Below are 14,462 nucleotides of genomic sequence, written 5' to 3'. Positions count from 1 at the left end.
ATCTTACCGTCATAAACTTGGAGGCGTTTTATACCTATTCATCGCTTAAAATACAAGCAAAAGCGATAATCAAGCACTTACATGAATACTTTTCATCCGAGTGCAGAAACTTCTTTCAATCTTAGTAAAACTGTTGATAATCCCCCTTCACTTTTCTTGTAAGGCTCAACTGTATGGAATGTCGTCTTTATTGTGGTGCCTGTTGTATAGCGCCAAGTATCTCTAGCAGCTTTCCACTGCATCCTAACGGCAAGAACGCCGGTGAACGCTGCAAACAACTGACCGAAGATAACTTGTGTAAGCTTTTTGGTAAAAAAGAGCGCCCCGACGTTTGTCATGGTTTTAAAGCAGCAGAATGGGTCTGCGGTGATACCCGTGAACAAGCGCTTTTCATTCTCAATGATCTAGAAAGCTGTACTGCGTAAAGTAGCTTTTGTCAGAGTTCTTCGTTTTGTATCCCTATAAAATTTTCCACACTTAGAAAAAACCGACTACCTTTATTAAGAATCAAACACTTATAGAAGGGATTCTTATGAATAAGTACTTAGCCGAACTGATTGGAACATTTTGGTTGGTATTGGGAGGGTGTGGTAGTGCTGTTTTAGCGGCTGGCATTCCCGATCTTGGTATTGCCTTTGCAGGCGTTGCATTAGCCTTCGGTCTTACTGTTGTCACTATGGCCTATGCTATTGGCCATATCTCAGGTTGTCACCTAAACCCTGCGGTGACTATTGGCCTTTGGGCTGGTGGTCGCCATGAAGCCAAGGAAGTCGTCCCCTACATCATTGCACAAGTTATTGGCGGCATTATTGCCGGTGGTGTGTTGTATGTGATTGCGACGGGTAAAGCAGGCGCCGATATTGGCGGGTTTGCTACGAATGGCTACGGCGATTACTCGCCTATGGGCTATGGAATGACCGCGGCACTAGTGACTGAAATCGTTCTCACTGCCGTCTTCCTATTCGTTATTATGGGGGCGACCGATGGTAGAGCTCCGGCGGGCTTTGCACCTCTTGCTATAGGCCTATGTCTCACACTGATTCACTTGATCAGTATCCCTGTCACCAATACTTCAGTAAACCCTGCGCGAAGCACCGGGGTGGCAGTATTTGTTGGGGACGCGGCAATCAGTCAGTTATGGCTATTCTGGGTAGCACCTATTATTGGCGGTATTATCGGCGCTATCATCTACAAAGCAGTTGCTGGCAAAGAGTAGTAATACCAATCACACTAAGTGAGAAAGCATAAAAAAGGCCGCTTAGTCTGCACTAAGCGGCCTTTTAACATCTTGTTATTAAAGCTTGTGTCGCCCAAGGAGGGAATGAGACAAGGTGGTGCCATCCACTAGGTCCAGTTCGCCACCGACAGGTACGCCATGAGCGATCCTAGAAGCATTGACTTGGTGAATATGGCATAGCTCAGCAATATATTGAGCTGTGGCCTCACCTTCAACCGTTGGGTTAGTCGCCAATATCACTTCGGTGACTTCGCCTTCCTGAAGCTTAAAGTCGAGCTTATCAAGCCCAATATCACTAGGACCAATTCCATCAAGGGGAGAAAGATGCCCCATCAACACGAAATAGAGTCCTGAATACTGACCTGTTGCCTCTACGGCTGCAATGTCAGCTGGGCTTTCAACCACACATATTTGGCCTGTTTGCTGCCGTTTGGGGTTGCTACAGATATGACAAACATCGTTTTCCGTGAAGGTTCGACATTCGCCACAGTGACCCACTTCAGTCATTGCCTGACTGAGGGCGTCCGCTAGCTTAACGCCACCACTTCTATCTCGCTGCAATAAATGAAAGGCCATACGCTGCGCCGACTTGGGACCCACCCCAGGTAGACAACGTAAGGCCTCCATCAACTGCTCCAGCATGTTACTGGTACGCATTGATTAGTTCTGTTTCTTAGAAAGGCATTTTCATGCCTGGTGGTAGTTGCATACCGCCAGTCACAGAAGCCATTTTTTCTTTTTGAGTCTCTTCAACACGACGAGCTGCATCGTTAAATGCTGCTGCAATCAGGTCTTCAAGCATCTCTTTGTCGTCTTCCATCAAGCTCTCATCGATGTCAACGCGACGCACATTGTGGCTACCAGTGATAGTCACTTTAACTAGGCCTGCACCAGACTCGCCAGTTACTTCCATTTGTGCGATCTCTTCTTGAAGCTTCGCCATACGATCTTGCATTTGCTGGGCTTGCTTCATTAGGTTGCCCATACCGCCTTTTCCAAACATTCTGAATCTCTCTTTGATATCGGTATTGATAATTACTAGTGAAATGGGGATTACCCTAACCCATTTCAACCCTATATTGGACGAACACTCTCTCTATCCAGTTCCGCTGAAAAACGGGCCTCAATAAACTTTATATGCTCATCGCTCTCTAAACTGTTAAACGCCTGCTCAAGCTTTTGTTGATACAGGGTTTCTCGTAGCTCTAACGGTGTTTGACCTTGCTCATCGACTTGTACCGTTATCTCCCGATGTTGCCCTGTCACGTCAGCAAGCGCCTGCATCAGCTCGCTGCGAGATTTGTCTCCGTCGAGATGTTGCTGGCTCGGTCTTAAATGCAAGACAATCCCACCCTCGCTTTCCTCAAAGTGCGAATTCAAGGCTAACTGTTCCACTAGCTTAGCGGTATTCAGCTTAGCTATCAAAGCGCTCCAGCTGTCTTGTGCGACAGATTCATCCACCAGTTTGGACACCATTTCGGGTGTCTTCTCATGCTCCAACGCCTTTTTCAACAATGCCGGTGTTAGGCCTGGCTTTATTTCTTTGGGTTGAGAAGACTCTGACGCTTGCCATTGATATGGCTGACCACTGGTATCGACTTTTTCCTGCAGCACGGACTCTGAAGGTGTCTTTGGCGGGTGCTTTTGAGTCACTCGCTGAAGTACGCTTTCTTTCTTGCCTGTCTGTACTGCCTCACCCTTTTTTGAGCGATCGCCTTGTACTGATGTTTTGCTTTGACGCTTAGAACGAAGTTGATGACGAAGACCTACCAGCGGGCTCTGAACCGAAGTTTGTGGCTCGTTCGTTGTGTCATGACCAACAGGCTCCGCTGGCTGAACTAGGTTTGAGGCACCTTGGTCCTGCTGAGCCGCTGGTTCATATCCTGAGTGCACAGGAGGTACATCAGCCCTAGGCGGTTGCTGTATTGAAATAGGCGGTTGTTGTGTAGAAATAGGCGGTTGCTGTGCAGAATAAGGAGCTTGTTGCAACGGTTCTGCAGGGCGAGGCTCAGATGAAACCGGTTTAGCACCCCCCTGCTCTAACACCTTTTTCGCTTGTTGAACCGGCGATGGCCTTTCCGCTACCGGCGCAGTATCCACTATAGGTAAGGACTGTGTTGCTTCACTGCTGATATTGCTTTGCGTAGAGATAGTGTTCGCTGCAGGCTTGTCAGCTGGGCTAAACGCTAGCATTCGCAGCAAGGTCATCTCTGCCCCTGCTCGCTCTGTTGGTGCCATAGAAAGCTCACCACGCCCTTTTAAAGCGATTTGGTAGTAAAGCTGAACCTCTTGCGGAGAGATTTGCTCAGCAAGGTGTTGAACCCGCTCAGCGTCCATATGACCCGCATCTAAGGTGGCAGGAAGCGCTTGATACATAGCGATGCGATGCAATTGCATTGACAGCTCTTGCAACAAGCCATCCCAATCAACGCCATTGCTGGCAAGCTGATTTAATGCCTCTAGGCTTTTCGATGCCTGCTTATGAACAATGGCATCAATCAGATATAGCGCTTGTTCGCTATCTAGAGTGCCGAGCATTCGCGACACTTGCTCTGTCACTACATTGCCGTTACCTAAAGCAATGGCCTGATCAGCAAGGCTCAAGGCATCACGCATACTGCCATCTGCAGCATGGGCAAGCATACCTAGGGCACGATCTTCTCTGGCAATACTTTCTTGCTCTAGAACGTGCTCAAGCTGCTGATGAATATCATCAACAGTAATAGGCTTAAGATGAAATTGAAGGCATCGAGACAGAATCGTCACTGGCAGTTTTTGTGGATCCGTTGTCGCCAACAAAAACTTCACATACTCAGGTGGCTCTTCTAGGGTTTTCAGTAGTGCGTTAAAACTATGCTTTGACAGCATATGCACTTCATCTATCAGGTAAACCTTAAAGCGACCTCTAGCTGGCTTGTATTGAACGTTGTCCAATAAATCGCGAGTATCTTCAACCTTAGTTCTGGAGGCAGCATCGATTTCCAACAGGTCAACGAATCGACCTTGATCTATCTCCACACAGCTTTGGCACGTGCCACAGGGTGTTGAAGTGATGCCAGTTTCACAGTTTAAGCCCTTGGCTAGTAGGCGACCAATCGTCGTTTTACCTACACCACGAGTACCACTGAACAGGTAGGCGTGATGCAAACGGTTTTGATCCAATGCATTTTCCAACGCGGTCAAGACGTGCTCTTGCCCTACGACTTCTTTAAATCGCTTTGGACGCCATTTACGTGCTAACGCTAAATAACTCATTAATTATCCTGATAGATGAGAAGGATTAGTGGCCATCAAACTCGCATAGGCTAAACACTTCGATGCCCATTTTTTCAATGCGCTTATCACCACCAATCTCTGGCAGGTTGATAACAAAGGCTGCGTGTTCAACGATGCCACCAAGTTGGCGAATCAGCTTGGTTGTTGCTTCGATTGTGCCACCGGTAGCAAGCAGATCATCAACCACAAGTACCTTGTCACCTTCGGTGATCGCATCGGTGTGGATCTCCAGTACATCGGTACCGTACTCTAACTCATAAGATTGAGAGATAGTGTTACGAGGTAGCTTGCCTGGTTTGCGCACTGGAACAAAGCCAACACCCAATTCAAGCGCTAGAGGTGCACCAAACAAAAACCCACGTGCTTCAGTGCCCACCACTTTAGTAAAGCCCATGCCTTGGTAGCGTTCGATAAGCATCTCAATCGTGGCTTGATACGCTTTTGCATCTTCCATCAAACTGGTCACGTCACGAAATAAAATACCTGGTTTCGGGTAGTCTGGAATGCTTTTGATGCTGGCTTTGATCAGGGCTTGCTTTTCAATATTCATAGTTAATTCTTACAGTTTAATTCAGACCCTAACCATAGTCGTTCACCCCTGATTTCGCATTGCTAAAACGCTGAGTATGAGCACTCAGGCTAGCCTAAATCATGGTGATGAACTGACGCCAATTTGCGTATGGGTTGAGTGCGATTGATATCTCTCTAACCAAAGTATAACCAGAGTCTCTGACCATAGTGATTAGATTGATATAAGTGGACGATATGGTAGTGATTTTATCAATTTTGAGCAAGCCACACTTTGGTATGCCTCAAGTTTTCGTTCTTGAGTTACTCAGCAGGCTCGGGAAGACGGCTCAACCACAGCAGTAATACTGCCATTATGGCCACCAACAGCAGTCTCACCCAGTTAATTGGCGCTAGAGCAATAGATAAAGCGAAACTAAACAAAATCAGCCAGTACGCTTTGCGCTTAACCGAGCGCTTTACGCCACGGGTATCTCGCCAGTCTTCGATAATAGGACCAAAGGTTGGGTGAGAGAGAAGCTTTTGATTAAGGCGTGGAGAGCTCCTCATAAAACAGGCGCTGGCAAGCAGCACAAAAGGAGTGGTCGGTAACAACGGCAACACAACGCCGATTATCCCTAACACAAGGCACACTATCCCTAGGGAGATTAACATCCATCTTTTTATTGGGTTTTGGGGGATAGCCACTACTGCAAAGCCTTGTCCACGCATAAGTCTACAAAGAGAATATCTGAACTAGGCAAAAAAAAGAAGTTGAAGCTAGGTTTACGACTAATTCGCTTTGCTTTCGATGACAATTTGACAGTTAGCGTTCGCTAGACCAGACAGCTTCAGACTATTTTTCCCCGTTGTGGAAAGGGGGAACTGTTCCTGATGCAACACCTTATCGTCACCCAAGCTTTGTTGAGTTGCGAGTGCATGGTTTGCATTCGAAGTGCTCCAAACGCCCGCAACACCTGCGCTGATCACCTTAAATTCACGGTTTGAAAAATCAGCAAGACCGACTATCGCATTGATGGGTTCACCGCAATCAGCATAGCGAATGGCTTTTTCAAGGTTATTCACTAGATCTTGGATATGAAAAACCTGTGATTCTTGGCTACGGATATAATCATTGAACAAGGCTCGAACCAATAAGGTTGTTGACACCCCAAACTGCTCGGCCGAGTCAGAATCAAGAACGTAAAATAGAAACTGCCCATTCATGCTCCATGCGTAGTCATAGACGATGGGCATGGATTCAGAGCTTTGTAGTACCCGAAAGTGGCAGTTCCACACGCCTTGGCTTGTTTTCTGCTCAGGAACTAAAGCCTGCAACAAGTCACGGGATATATCAGGATGATTATCTAGGTACTCTAGGTGCCAATGCAATTCCTGGTCTTCTGGCAGTTCACCTTGAGGATTTAACTGAAACCATTGGCTGGTAAAGTCTCTTGCGCCCAATGCGGAATCTTTCGCCTCTTCAAGGGTACTCTCTACCGTCGATAGAAGATGAGTAGGGTTGACGATAGGTTTAGTGACGAAGTCTTTTATGCCGAATTTCAAAGCCTTTGCCACCACCGACATCTTTTCCGTACCGGAAATAACAATCAGGGGCAAAGAGGGATATTGATGACTGGCTTCTTCCACAAACTCCATACCATTTAACAACGGCATCTCAATATCGCAAATCACCAAGTCGGGTACATGTTTCGCAAGATGCTGTAATCCCTCAAGACCATTATCCGCTTCAAAGACGCGATAGTTTTGGGTCTCAAGTAGTGAACGTACTAAATTTCGAAATACGGCATCATCATCCAATATAAGAACGTCTGCTGCATATTTTTGATTCATCGGCAGCTCCACTAAGGTACTCTCTTGGTGCACTTTATACTCTTTAAGTCTACTTCAATTGCTATAACATTAGATGTCCGTTTAAATAATCACAAAGATAAATGACTTATTTTGACGACAAATTGTAAAAACTGTTTGATAATAAACACTAAATCACCTGACCCAATAGGGTTGTTACCCCCCTTTGAAAGTGAGCGAATATCTAGATCATGAAAGATACTATGAAACTTGATGACCTCAATCTGTTCCGCCAAGTCGTGGAGCATGGAAGCTATACAGCCACCTCTCGAGCCACTCGCATACCCGTTGCGACCATTACTCGAAGAATACAAGCGTTAGAAGACGCAATTGATTTACGGCTGCTGAACAGACACGCTCGCAAATTAACACTAACAGAAGCCGGCCAGCGCTTTTATGAGCAATGCGGCCCTCTACTAAAGCAAATTTCAAGTGCTGCAGTAGAACTGGGTGAAGAGTGTCGCGGTGCGGCAGGTCGCTTGAGAGTCTCCTCTCCTGCTAACCTAACTAAGCGTATGTTGATGCCGTTGTTTGAAGGCTTCATGGATACCTACCCTGATATCCAGATTGACCTTAGCATGACCAACCGCGCTGATGAACTTGACCCTACAGAGTGGGACATGATTTTTCGTGTGGGCCCTCAACGAGATTCAAACCTCATCGCTCGTAAGCTTACCGAAGTTAAAGACATCTTAGTTGCTAGCCCTGAGTATCTGAAAAACAGCTCAGCGTCATTGCAACATGCAGAAGACCTTACCGATCATGCCCTACTAAAAGGCTTACCCCTTACCCACTGGTCATTGCTCAATACTCACGGTGAGACTGTAGTGAACAAAGCGAAAGGTCGACTAGAAGCAACTGACCTTAATGTAGTGAGACATGCCTGCTCTGCGGGTGTCGGGATTGCTTTGATTCCCAACGTAATGGTGAATCATCACATCGAAAGTGGTGGCTTAGTACAAGTGTTACCAGAATGGGCAGCAAACCCACGTGATATCTTTATGCTGTATAACCATAAAGACCATATCCCAGAGAAAACACGACTACTGATCGACTACATCAGAGATTACTTTAACTAAACCAGTGTTGGTTGAAATTGAAAGTATAAAAAAGGCCCAGCATGATGAAGTGACCCCGTAAAGTTGGACATTTCTGTTAAGCGGCTTTTAAGGCCTGATTTCGATATTCCGTCGGAGTCAGGCCTTTTAGTTTCACTTTGATGCGCTTTGTATTGTAATACTCGATGTATTCGTCAATATGTGCGATTAAGTCATCGGCATCTTCAAAGTGTTGATTATGGTACATTTCTGTTTTCAGTAAGGCAAAGAAGTTCTCTGCTACTGCGTTATCTAAGCAGTTTCCTTTTCGTGACATACTTTGAGTTAATCCCTGCTCAGCGAGAGTTTTCTGATACTTCCTATGCCTATATTGCCACCCTTGATCGCTATGCACTATTGGCTTAGCGTCTTTGGCTAAGGTTGCAACCGCCTCTGTCAGCATGTCAGTGACCAGAGGTAAGCACGCATTTTTCGCAACTTTGTAAGCCACAACTTCCTGCGTAAACAGATCAACGATTGGTGATAGGTACACCTTCTGCTGTTGAACTTTAAACTCAGTGACATCAGTTACCCACTTTTCATCAGGCTTCGTTGCACTGAAGTCCCGTTTAAGTACATTTGGAGCGGTTTTTCCAGTTTCTCCTTTGTAAGAGCGGTACCGCTTAGGTCTGACCGTTGATTTCAAGCCTAGTAATCCCATCAGGCGTTGAACTGTCTTATGGTTAAGCCTGACGTCGTATTTCCTTAACTCTAAATGAATACGACGATATCCATATCTCCCTTTATGGTCATGATATATTTTCTCAATCAACTGTTTTTCATCTTGATAGCTTTCGGCAGCGTTGTTCGACTGTGCATGATAATAGAAGCTACTTCTTGCTAATTTAAGGGCATGCAAGAGATGTTGTTGTGGATATTGATTTTTAAGAGCTAGAACTACTTTCGTTTTTTCTTTGTTCGACGATGCTTCTCCTGTTCCAGCTCCTCTAACTTTTTTAGGACAGCATTCTCAGCTCGCAAGTACGCTAACTCCTCTTTGATCTCTTCCAGTGTTTTCTCATCATCGCTCTTGTTTTGAATAAAAGGATGCTTACTCATTGCGGGTCGTCCTCTGCTACGTTCAAGCCCCTGGAAACCATATCTTTCATACTGTTTGAGCCAAACAGCGAGTGTGCCAGAGGAAGAAAAATTTAAAACCGCACTAGTGTGACTGATAGACCAACCATTCGTCCACATATGAGTCAAAGCTTGGAGCTTAGTTTGCCCATTCTTTGCAAAACCATGAGGGATAAATGCCTGAGAGCCATGGATATCGAATACTTGTGCCCAGTAACGTATTTGGCGTGATGGTATAGAATGAAGACGAGAAAGCTCCTGAGAACTTTCGCCTTGTAGATATTGTTTAGCTATTGAGCATTTCAATGCTCGGTTGTATTTGGACATAAAAAGACCCCCAATAATTGGTATCCAACTATTGGGGGTCAGTTCATGATGCTGGGCCTTATTATTCGAACTGAAGAAGCATTACGCGCCTTCGTTATACATCTCTAGGTTTGCTAAGTCTTGAGCAATGTTTTGCTCAGTTTTTGCATCGTCAGAGCGCAATGAATCAAGAAAGTCTAAGTACTCTTGGTCCACATCACCTGTCACGTATTGGCCACTGAATACAGAGGTCTCAAACGTCTTAATATCAGGGTTGCCCTCGCCTACTGCAGCAACAAGGTCTTCTAGTGATTGGAACATCAGTCCATCAGCGCCAATAAGCTTAGAAATCTCATCCACTTCACGACCGTGAGCAATCAACTCATTAGCGCTTGGCATATCGATGCCGTACACATTCGGGAAGCGTACTTCTGGTGCCGCTGAAACGATGTAAACCTTGTTTGCACCTGAATCACGAGCCATCTCGATGATCTGCTCGGATGTTGTACCACGAACAATAGAGTCATCAACTAACAGTACATTCTTGCCTTTGAATTCAGAGCGAATTGCGTTCAGCTTACGACGTACTGATTTCTTACGTTGCTGCTGACCTGGCATGATGAAGGTACGACCTACATAGCGGTTTTTAACGAAACCTTGACGGTATGGCTTGCCAATAATCTGAGCAATCTGCAATGCGATATCACAAGAGGTTTCAGGGATTGGGATAACCACATCGATATCCAAATCATCCCATTCGCGCTTGATTTTCTCACCTAGCTTATTACCCATTTCAACGCGAGCACTGTATACAGATACTTTGTCGATGAATGAGTCAGGACGAGCAAAATAAACGAATTCAAAGATACATGGGTTCAATTGTGGGTTCTCTGCACATTGCTTAGTGTACAGTTGTCCATCAAAAGTAATGTATACCGCTTCACCTGGTGCTACATCACGCATGAAATCAAAACCTACAGCATCGAGTGCTACAGACTCAGATGCCACCATGTATTCTGTGCCACCTTCAACTTCACGTTTACCAAGGCATAAAGGACGAATGCCATTTGGATCGCGAAATGCAACCATGCCATGACCAATGATCATTGCCGTTACGGCATAGGCGCCACGAATAGTCTGATGTACACGCTCAACCGCATCAAATACGTCTTTCTCAGTAATGTTGAATGTCTTGGTCATATCAATGTTATGAGCCAGTACATTTAACAGAACTTCTGAATCAGAGGTTGTATTTACATGACGACGATCTTGTTCGAAAAGCTTTTGACGAACTTCAGCAGCGTTTGTTAGGTTGCCGTTATGAGCTAACGTGAGACCAAAAGGAGAGTTCACGTAAAAAGGCTGTGCTTCAGACGCACTTGAACTACCTGCAGTAGGGTAACGAACGTGTCCGATACCTACCGAGCCTTGTAAGCGTTGCATGTGTTTGGCTTCAAACACATCCTTAACTAGACCGTTTGCCTTACGCAGACGAAAACGATTGCTATCTATGGTAATAATACCCGCAGCATCTTGTCCACGATGCTGCAAAACCGTAAGCGCATCATAAATCGATTGGTTAACAGGAGTTGTGCCTACAATTCCAACAATACCACACATGTCTAAACCCTCAGTATTGGCCAGTTTAGCTTTATATCACGCCGGATAAAAAGCTAGACGTTTCTTTAAGATGTTCGAAAAACGGTGCGATCAGACGACTGAACTCTGGAATCAATTGCGATTGCTTCCACCAGTCGGAATTCGACAAACTGGTAAAGGCATCCATAAAAAACAGTACTGCAGCAACGATTAATACGCCGCGCAAAGTACCAAACACGACCCCAAGCACGCGATCTGTTCCCGACAGACCTGTCTTTTGGACCAACTGCCCTATGGTGTAGTTAATGACTGCACCAACGACTAGCGTTGCCACAAACAGAGCGCCAACTGCAGCTCCATTTCGGACCATGTCATCTTGGATGTTTGTAAAGTACACCGCTAATCTAATGTAGTACTGGCTGGCAATAAAAAAGGCGCCAAACCAAATCACTAACGAGAGCGCTTCCTTAACAAAACCTCGTACCAAACTGATCAGCGCAGAGATGCCGATCACACCTAAAATAGTAAAATCTATCCAATTCATGAGCTTTACTTCCTCATGCTGGCGCGCATTCTAACAGAAAAATGCGCGACGCAAACGTTTTCTTTATGGTTTTAGTGGCTTAAATGTCTGAATCTGGCCAGAAGCGCCAGTGATCTTTTTCAATTCAGGCAGTTGCGATTCTAACTTGGAACGTGATACATCAGGACCGACTATCACACGGTAAAAATCATTCGCTTTTACAACGCTCGCTCGGTAACCACGGGTGCGGAGATCTTTTGCCAAGGTTTCCGCATTCTCGGAATTTCTTAAAGAAACGAGCTGGATAATCCAACCACTGTCTTGATAATTGTTACGCTCTTCAACCTTACGCTCTTTTACCTCAACCACTTCAGGTTCAGGTTTCACCTCTGGTTTAGGCTCAGCTTTTGGCTTGGTTTCTGCCACTTTCACTGGCTCAGAGCTTTCATGAATGATCTCTTCGACTGGCTCAGGTGGTAGTGATACATCCTCTTCGACAGGATCTAGGATCTCGAAGGACTCAACTTCTGATTCAAGCTGAGGCTTGATTGGAATGGCAACAAACTCTTCCTTGTAGTGAAGCTTCTCACCATCTAACACATCAGGGAGTACGATAACCCCGACGGCAACGAGTACTATGGTACCGACTAAGCGACTTTGAAATTTACTCGCCATTGTTTCTCCTTGTTTGCCAGTGTTCCAACACGGCCCCTACGGTAAAAAATGATCCCAATACGACGACGATGTCCTCTTTGCCTGCATCACTCATAGCTTGCTCAAACGCTTCCACAGGGTTTTCAAATCCTACGGTGCCCTTATCCAGATATTGACACAGCTCATCGGCTGACGCCGCTCTAGGGCCTTCTAGCGAAGCAGGATACCAATGCTGCGTGCAGCTTGAGAGCGCTTCGATTGTGGCTGCCACATCTTTATCATGAAGCATTCCAACAACCGCTCTTATTTTTTGCTGTGGATAGCGCTGTTGCAATTGAGCAACCAAGTATTCGGCAGAGTGCGGATTATGAGCAACATCTAAGATGACGGTTGGCTGTTGCGATAAATACTGCATTCGTCCCGCAAGCTTGGCATGCTTTAGGCCGTTAACAATATTCACATCGGTTAGGTCTAAATCAGACACGCCCAACGCCATCAAAGCGGTAGCCGCATTGGCTAACGGAAGATTCGGTTTTGGTAAGTCGGTGACATCAAAGCTGCCAGACTGCCAATGCCATAATTCGCCGTCTTCTTTATACGAATATTGATATTCAACCTGATAAAGCGTCGCACCGATATCATCGGCATGAGCGGCTACTGTCATCGGTGCATTAGGCTGACCACAGATCGCCGGCTTGCCCGCTCTGAAGATGCCCGCTTTTTCAAAGCCAATGACGTTGATGTCGTCACCAAGCCAGTCAACATGGTCCACCGCTAGGCTAGTAATGATACTGACGTCGTGATCGACGATATTGGTTGCATCTAGACGACCGCCTAAGCCCACCTCAAGAAGCACTACATCGACTTTTTGCTGCTGGAATAAGTGCAAAGCAGCAAGCGTCGCGTATTCAAAAAAGCTGAGGCTGATGTCGCCTCTTAATTTTTCGATAACATCAAAAGCAGCAACGTGAAACTCGTCTGCAAGCTCTGCACCATTGATTCGAACGCGTTCGTTGTAACGAATAAGGTGCGGAGAGCTGTATACGCCAACGCTATATCCAGCGTCGAGCAATATGGCTTCCATAATGGCACACGTTGAGCCCTTGCCATTGGTTCCGGCAACGGTAATCACTTTGGGAGCAGGCTTAGTCAGGCTAGGCGTCGCTTTCTGGGCTACTTGAGATACACGGTCAAGACCTAGGTCTATCGCACTGGTATGAATGGACTGTAAATAATCAAGCCACACCGTTAGGGATGATGTGGCTTGTGGGATATGTGAACTCATCTATCTATATAACGCTAATTACTGGCAGATAATGAGTACTGTACTATTTTTCTGGCGCTACGGGTACTTCGTATTCAGCCTCTTTTGGGCCTTCGTTAACAGAAACCACTAAAGGTGATGAATGGTTAGTCAACTTGGCCAATAAGCCACCCACTCTTTGACGCATTTCACGGCGATCAACGATCATGTCAATACCACCATGCTCAAGTAGGAACTCACTGGTTTGGAAGCCTTCAGGTAGGTCTTCACGAACCGTTTGTTCGATAACACGACGTCCTGCAAAACCGATAACTGCGCGAGGTTCACCAATATTGATGTCGCCTAGCATCGCGAAGCTTGCTGATACGCCACCCATAGTTGGGTCAGTCATAATAGAAATGAACGGCAAACCTTTCTTTGAAAGTCGTTCAAGAGCTGCACTGGTTTTTGCCATCTGCATCAGAGACATTAACGCCTCTTGCATGCGAGCGCCGCCACTTGCAGAGAAACAGACTAAACCACAGTTGTTTTCAATTGCAGCGTCGACAGCGCGAACAAAGCGTGCACCCACAACCGAGCCCATAGAGCCGCCCATGAATTTAAACTCCATCGCACACGCTACAACAGGCATACCGTGTATAGCACCCTTCATTGCGATCAATGCGTCTTTCTCGCCACTGCTCTTTTGGTAAGTAGTGATACGATCTTTATAGCGCTTAGTATCTTTAAACTTCAGTTTATCCTGAGGCTCTAGCTCTGCACCTAGCTCTTCACGGCCATCTGCATCTAGAAAACTGTCTAAACGGTTACGTGCAGAGATGCGCATGTGATGATCACACTTAGGGCAAACCTCTAAGTTACGCTGTAGCTCTGCTTGATATAAAACTTGTTCACAAGAGGTACATTTCGTCCATACACCTTCAGGAACATTCGCCTTGCGAGACGTTGAAATACTGCTTTTGTTGAAAATCTTCTCAAGCCAACTCATGAAAGACCTTTTTCATTAAGCTCTCGCCGCAACGGCAAGAGGTTGATAATTTGCAAGGATTA

General features: G+C 45.8%; 15 protein-coding genes and 1 pseudogene. 3 read left to right on the top strand and 13 right to left on the bottom strand.

Annotation, left to right across the window (positions count from 1 at the left end):
* Positions 1–173 precede the first annotated feature (173 nt).
* Together OCU35_RS04835 and aqpZ are read left to right on the top strand one after the other, a co-directional pair.
* Positions 174–425 carry a YkgJ family cysteine cluster protein gene (locus OCU35_RS04835; RefSeq protein WP_261825745.1) on the top strand — a complete coding sequence of 84 codons (252 nt, stop codon included), beginning with the start codon at positions 174–176 and terminating at the stop codon, positions 423–425.
* 107 nt (positions 426–532) lie between these two features.
* Positions 533–1,216, top strand: a complete 684-nt coding sequence (aqpZ, locus tag OCU35_RS04830; protein ID WP_119010860.1) for an aquaporin Z — start codon at positions 533–535, stop codon at positions 1,214–1,216.
* Positions 1,217–1,294: 78 nt separating this feature from the next.
* Here aqpZ and recR read toward each other — a convergent pair whose 3' ends face one another.
* The 6 genes from recR to OCU35_RS04800 form a co-directional block, all read right to left on the bottom strand.
* A complete protein-coding gene (recR, locus tag OCU35_RS04825) occupies positions 1,295–1,894 on the bottom strand; it encodes a recombination mediator RecR (RefSeq protein WP_017027818.1) in 600 nt (199 codons plus the stop codon).
* Between the two features lie 16 nt (positions 1,895–1,910).
* Positions 1,911–2,240, bottom strand: coding sequence for a YbaB/EbfC family nucleoid-associated protein (locus OCU35_RS04820; RefSeq protein WP_017027817.1), 330 nt, complete (start codon positions 2,238–2,240; stop codon positions 1,911–1,913).
* Positions 2,241–2,311: 71 nt separating this feature from the next.
* Positions 2,312–4,492: a DNA polymerase III subunit gamma/tau gene (dnaX, locus tag OCU35_RS04815; protein WP_261825744.1), complete on the bottom strand. Its 2,181-nt coding sequence runs from the start codon at positions 4,490–4,492 to the stop codon at positions 2,312–2,314.
* A 25-nt stretch (positions 4,493–4,517) separates the two neighbouring features.
* Positions 4,518–5,063 carry an adenine phosphoribosyltransferase gene (gene apt, locus OCU35_RS04810; RefSeq protein ID WP_017027815.1) on the bottom strand — a complete coding sequence of 182 codons (546 nt, stop codon included), beginning with the start codon at positions 5,061–5,063 and terminating at the stop codon, positions 4,518–4,520.
* 281 nt (positions 5,064–5,344) lie between these two features.
* Positions 5,345–5,695, bottom strand: coding sequence for a YbaN family protein (locus OCU35_RS04805; RefSeq protein WP_102498929.1), 351 nt, complete (start codon positions 5,693–5,695; stop codon positions 5,345–5,347).
* A 117-nt stretch (positions 5,696–5,812) separates the two neighbouring features.
* Positions 5,813–6,874 (bottom strand): response regulator, encoded by a 1,062-nt coding sequence (locus OCU35_RS04800; RefSeq protein WP_241794175.1) that lies wholly within the window; start codon positions 6,872–6,874, stop codon positions 5,813–5,815.
* Between the two features lie 221 nt (positions 6,875–7,095).
* On the opposite strand from OCU35_RS04800, the gene OCU35_RS04795 reads away from it, so the two are divergent.
* Complete coding sequence (locus tag OCU35_RS04795) at positions 7,096–7,971, top strand: LysR family transcriptional regulator (protein WP_026012760.1); 876 nt, start codon at positions 7,096–7,098, stop codon at positions 7,969–7,971.
* 76 nt (positions 7,972–8,047) lie between these two features.
* Here the strand turns inward: OCU35_RS04795 and OCU35_RS04790 are convergent.
* The 7 genes and pseudogenes from OCU35_RS04790 to accD all read right to left on the bottom strand — a co-directional run.
* Positions 8,048–8,884 (bottom strand): annotated as a pseudogene (locus tag OCU35_RS04790) (IS3 family transposase); the annotation flags it as partial.
* A 2-nt stretch (positions 8,885–8,886) separates the two neighbouring features.
* Entirely contained in the window at positions 8,887–9,393 is a 507-nt protein-coding gene (locus OCU35_RS04785; RefSeq protein ID WP_261825025.1) for a helix-turn-helix domain-containing protein, read from the bottom strand.
* Positions 9,394–9,474: 81 nt separating this feature from the next.
* A complete protein-coding gene (gene purF / locus OCU35_RS04780) occupies positions 9,475–10,992 on the bottom strand; it encodes an amidophosphoribosyltransferase (RefSeq protein WP_017032462.1) in 1,518 nt (505 codons plus the stop codon).
* A 31-nt stretch (positions 10,993–11,023) separates the two neighbouring features.
* Complete coding sequence (locus OCU35_RS04775; RefSeq protein ID WP_261825743.1) at positions 11,024–11,515, bottom strand: CvpA family protein; 492 nt, start codon at positions 11,513–11,515, stop codon at positions 11,024–11,026.
* Positions 11,516–11,578: 63 nt separating this feature from the next.
* The gene (locus tag OCU35_RS04770) at positions 11,579–12,169 is read right to left on the bottom strand and encodes an SPOR domain-containing protein (RefSeq protein WP_017032464.1); all 591 of its coding nucleotides are present in this window, start codon (positions 12,167–12,169) and stop codon (positions 11,579–11,581) included.
* The gene (gene folC, locus OCU35_RS04765) at positions 12,159–13,433 is read right to left on the bottom strand and encodes a bifunctional tetrahydrofolate synthase/dihydrofolate synthase (protein ID WP_261825742.1); all 1,275 of its coding nucleotides are present in this window, start codon (positions 13,431–13,433) and stop codon (positions 12,159–12,161) included. Before folC ends, OCU35_RS04770 begins: the two co-directional genes overlap by 11 nt.
* Before the next feature lie 43 nt (positions 13,434–13,476).
* Positions 13,477–14,400: an acetyl-CoA carboxylase, carboxyltransferase subunit beta gene (gene accD, locus OCU35_RS04760; protein WP_017032466.1), complete on the bottom strand. Its 924-nt coding sequence runs from the start codon at positions 14,398–14,400 to the stop codon at positions 13,477–13,479.
* Between the last annotated feature and the right edge of the window lie 62 nt (positions 14,401–14,462).

Origin of the sequence: Vibrio breoganii (assembly GCF_024346795.1) — a bacterium.
Lineage (GTDB): Bacteria > Pseudomonadota > Gammaproteobacteria > Enterobacterales > Vibrionaceae > Vibrio > Vibrio breoganii.
The sequence above is the reverse complement of the archived record's forward strand: the minus strand, read 5'-3'. Positions and strand labels throughout refer to the sequence as shown.

Excerpts from the sequence above, each read along its gene's own strand:
- OCU35_RS04835 (WP_261825745.1), top strand. The coding sequence starts at position 174 with ATGGAATGTCGTCTTTATTGTGGTGCCTGTTGTATAGCGCCAAGTATC.
- aqpZ (WP_119010860.1), top strand. The coding sequence starts at position 533 with ATGAATAAGTACTTAGCCGAACTGATTGGAACATTTTGGTTGGTATTG.
- recR (WP_017027818.1), bottom strand. The coding sequence starts at position 1,894 with ATGCGTACCAGTAACATGCTGGAGCAGTTGATGGAGGCCTTACGTTGT.
- OCU35_RS04820 (WP_017027817.1), bottom strand. The coding sequence starts at position 2,240 with ATGTTTGGAAAAGGCGGTATGGGCAACCTAATGAAGCAAGCCCAGCAA.
- dnaX (WP_261825744.1), bottom strand. The coding sequence starts at position 4,492 with ATGAGTTATTTAGCGTTAGCACGTAAATGGCGTCCAAAGCGATTTAAA.
- apt (WP_017027815.1), bottom strand. The coding sequence starts at position 5,063 with ATGAATATTGAAAAGCAAGCCCTGATCAAAGCCAGCATCAAAAGCATT.
- OCU35_RS04805 (WP_102498929.1), bottom strand. The coding sequence starts at position 5,695 with ATGTTAATCTCCCTAGGGATAGTGTGCCTTGTGTTAGGGATAATCGGC.
- OCU35_RS04800 (WP_241794175.1), bottom strand. The coding sequence starts at position 6,874 with ATGAATCAAAAATATGCAGCAGACGTTCTTATATTGGATGATGATGCC.
- OCU35_RS04795 (WP_026012760.1), top strand. The coding sequence starts at position 7,096 with ATGAAACTTGATGACCTCAATCTGTTCCGCCAAGTCGTGGAGCATGGA.
- OCU35_RS04785 (WP_261825025.1), bottom strand. The coding sequence starts at position 9,393 with ATGTCCAAATACAACCGAGCATTGAAATGCTCAATAGCTAAACAATAT.
- purF (WP_017032462.1), bottom strand. The coding sequence starts at position 10,992 with ATGTGTGGTATTGTTGGAATTGTAGGCACAACTCCTGTTAACCAATCG.
- OCU35_RS04775 (WP_261825743.1), bottom strand. The coding sequence starts at position 11,515 with ATGAATTGGATAGATTTTACTATTTTAGGTGTGATCGGCATCTCTGCG.
- OCU35_RS04770 (WP_017032464.1), bottom strand. The coding sequence starts at position 12,169 with ATGGCGAGTAAATTTCAAAGTCGCTTAGTCGGTACCATAGTACTCGTT.
- folC (WP_261825742.1), bottom strand. The coding sequence starts at position 13,433 with ATGAGTTCACATATCCCACAAGCCACATCATCCCTAACGGTGTGGCTT.
- accD (WP_017032466.1), bottom strand. The coding sequence starts at position 14,400 with ATGAGTTGGCTTGAGAAGATTTTCAACAAAAGCAGTATTTCAACGTCT.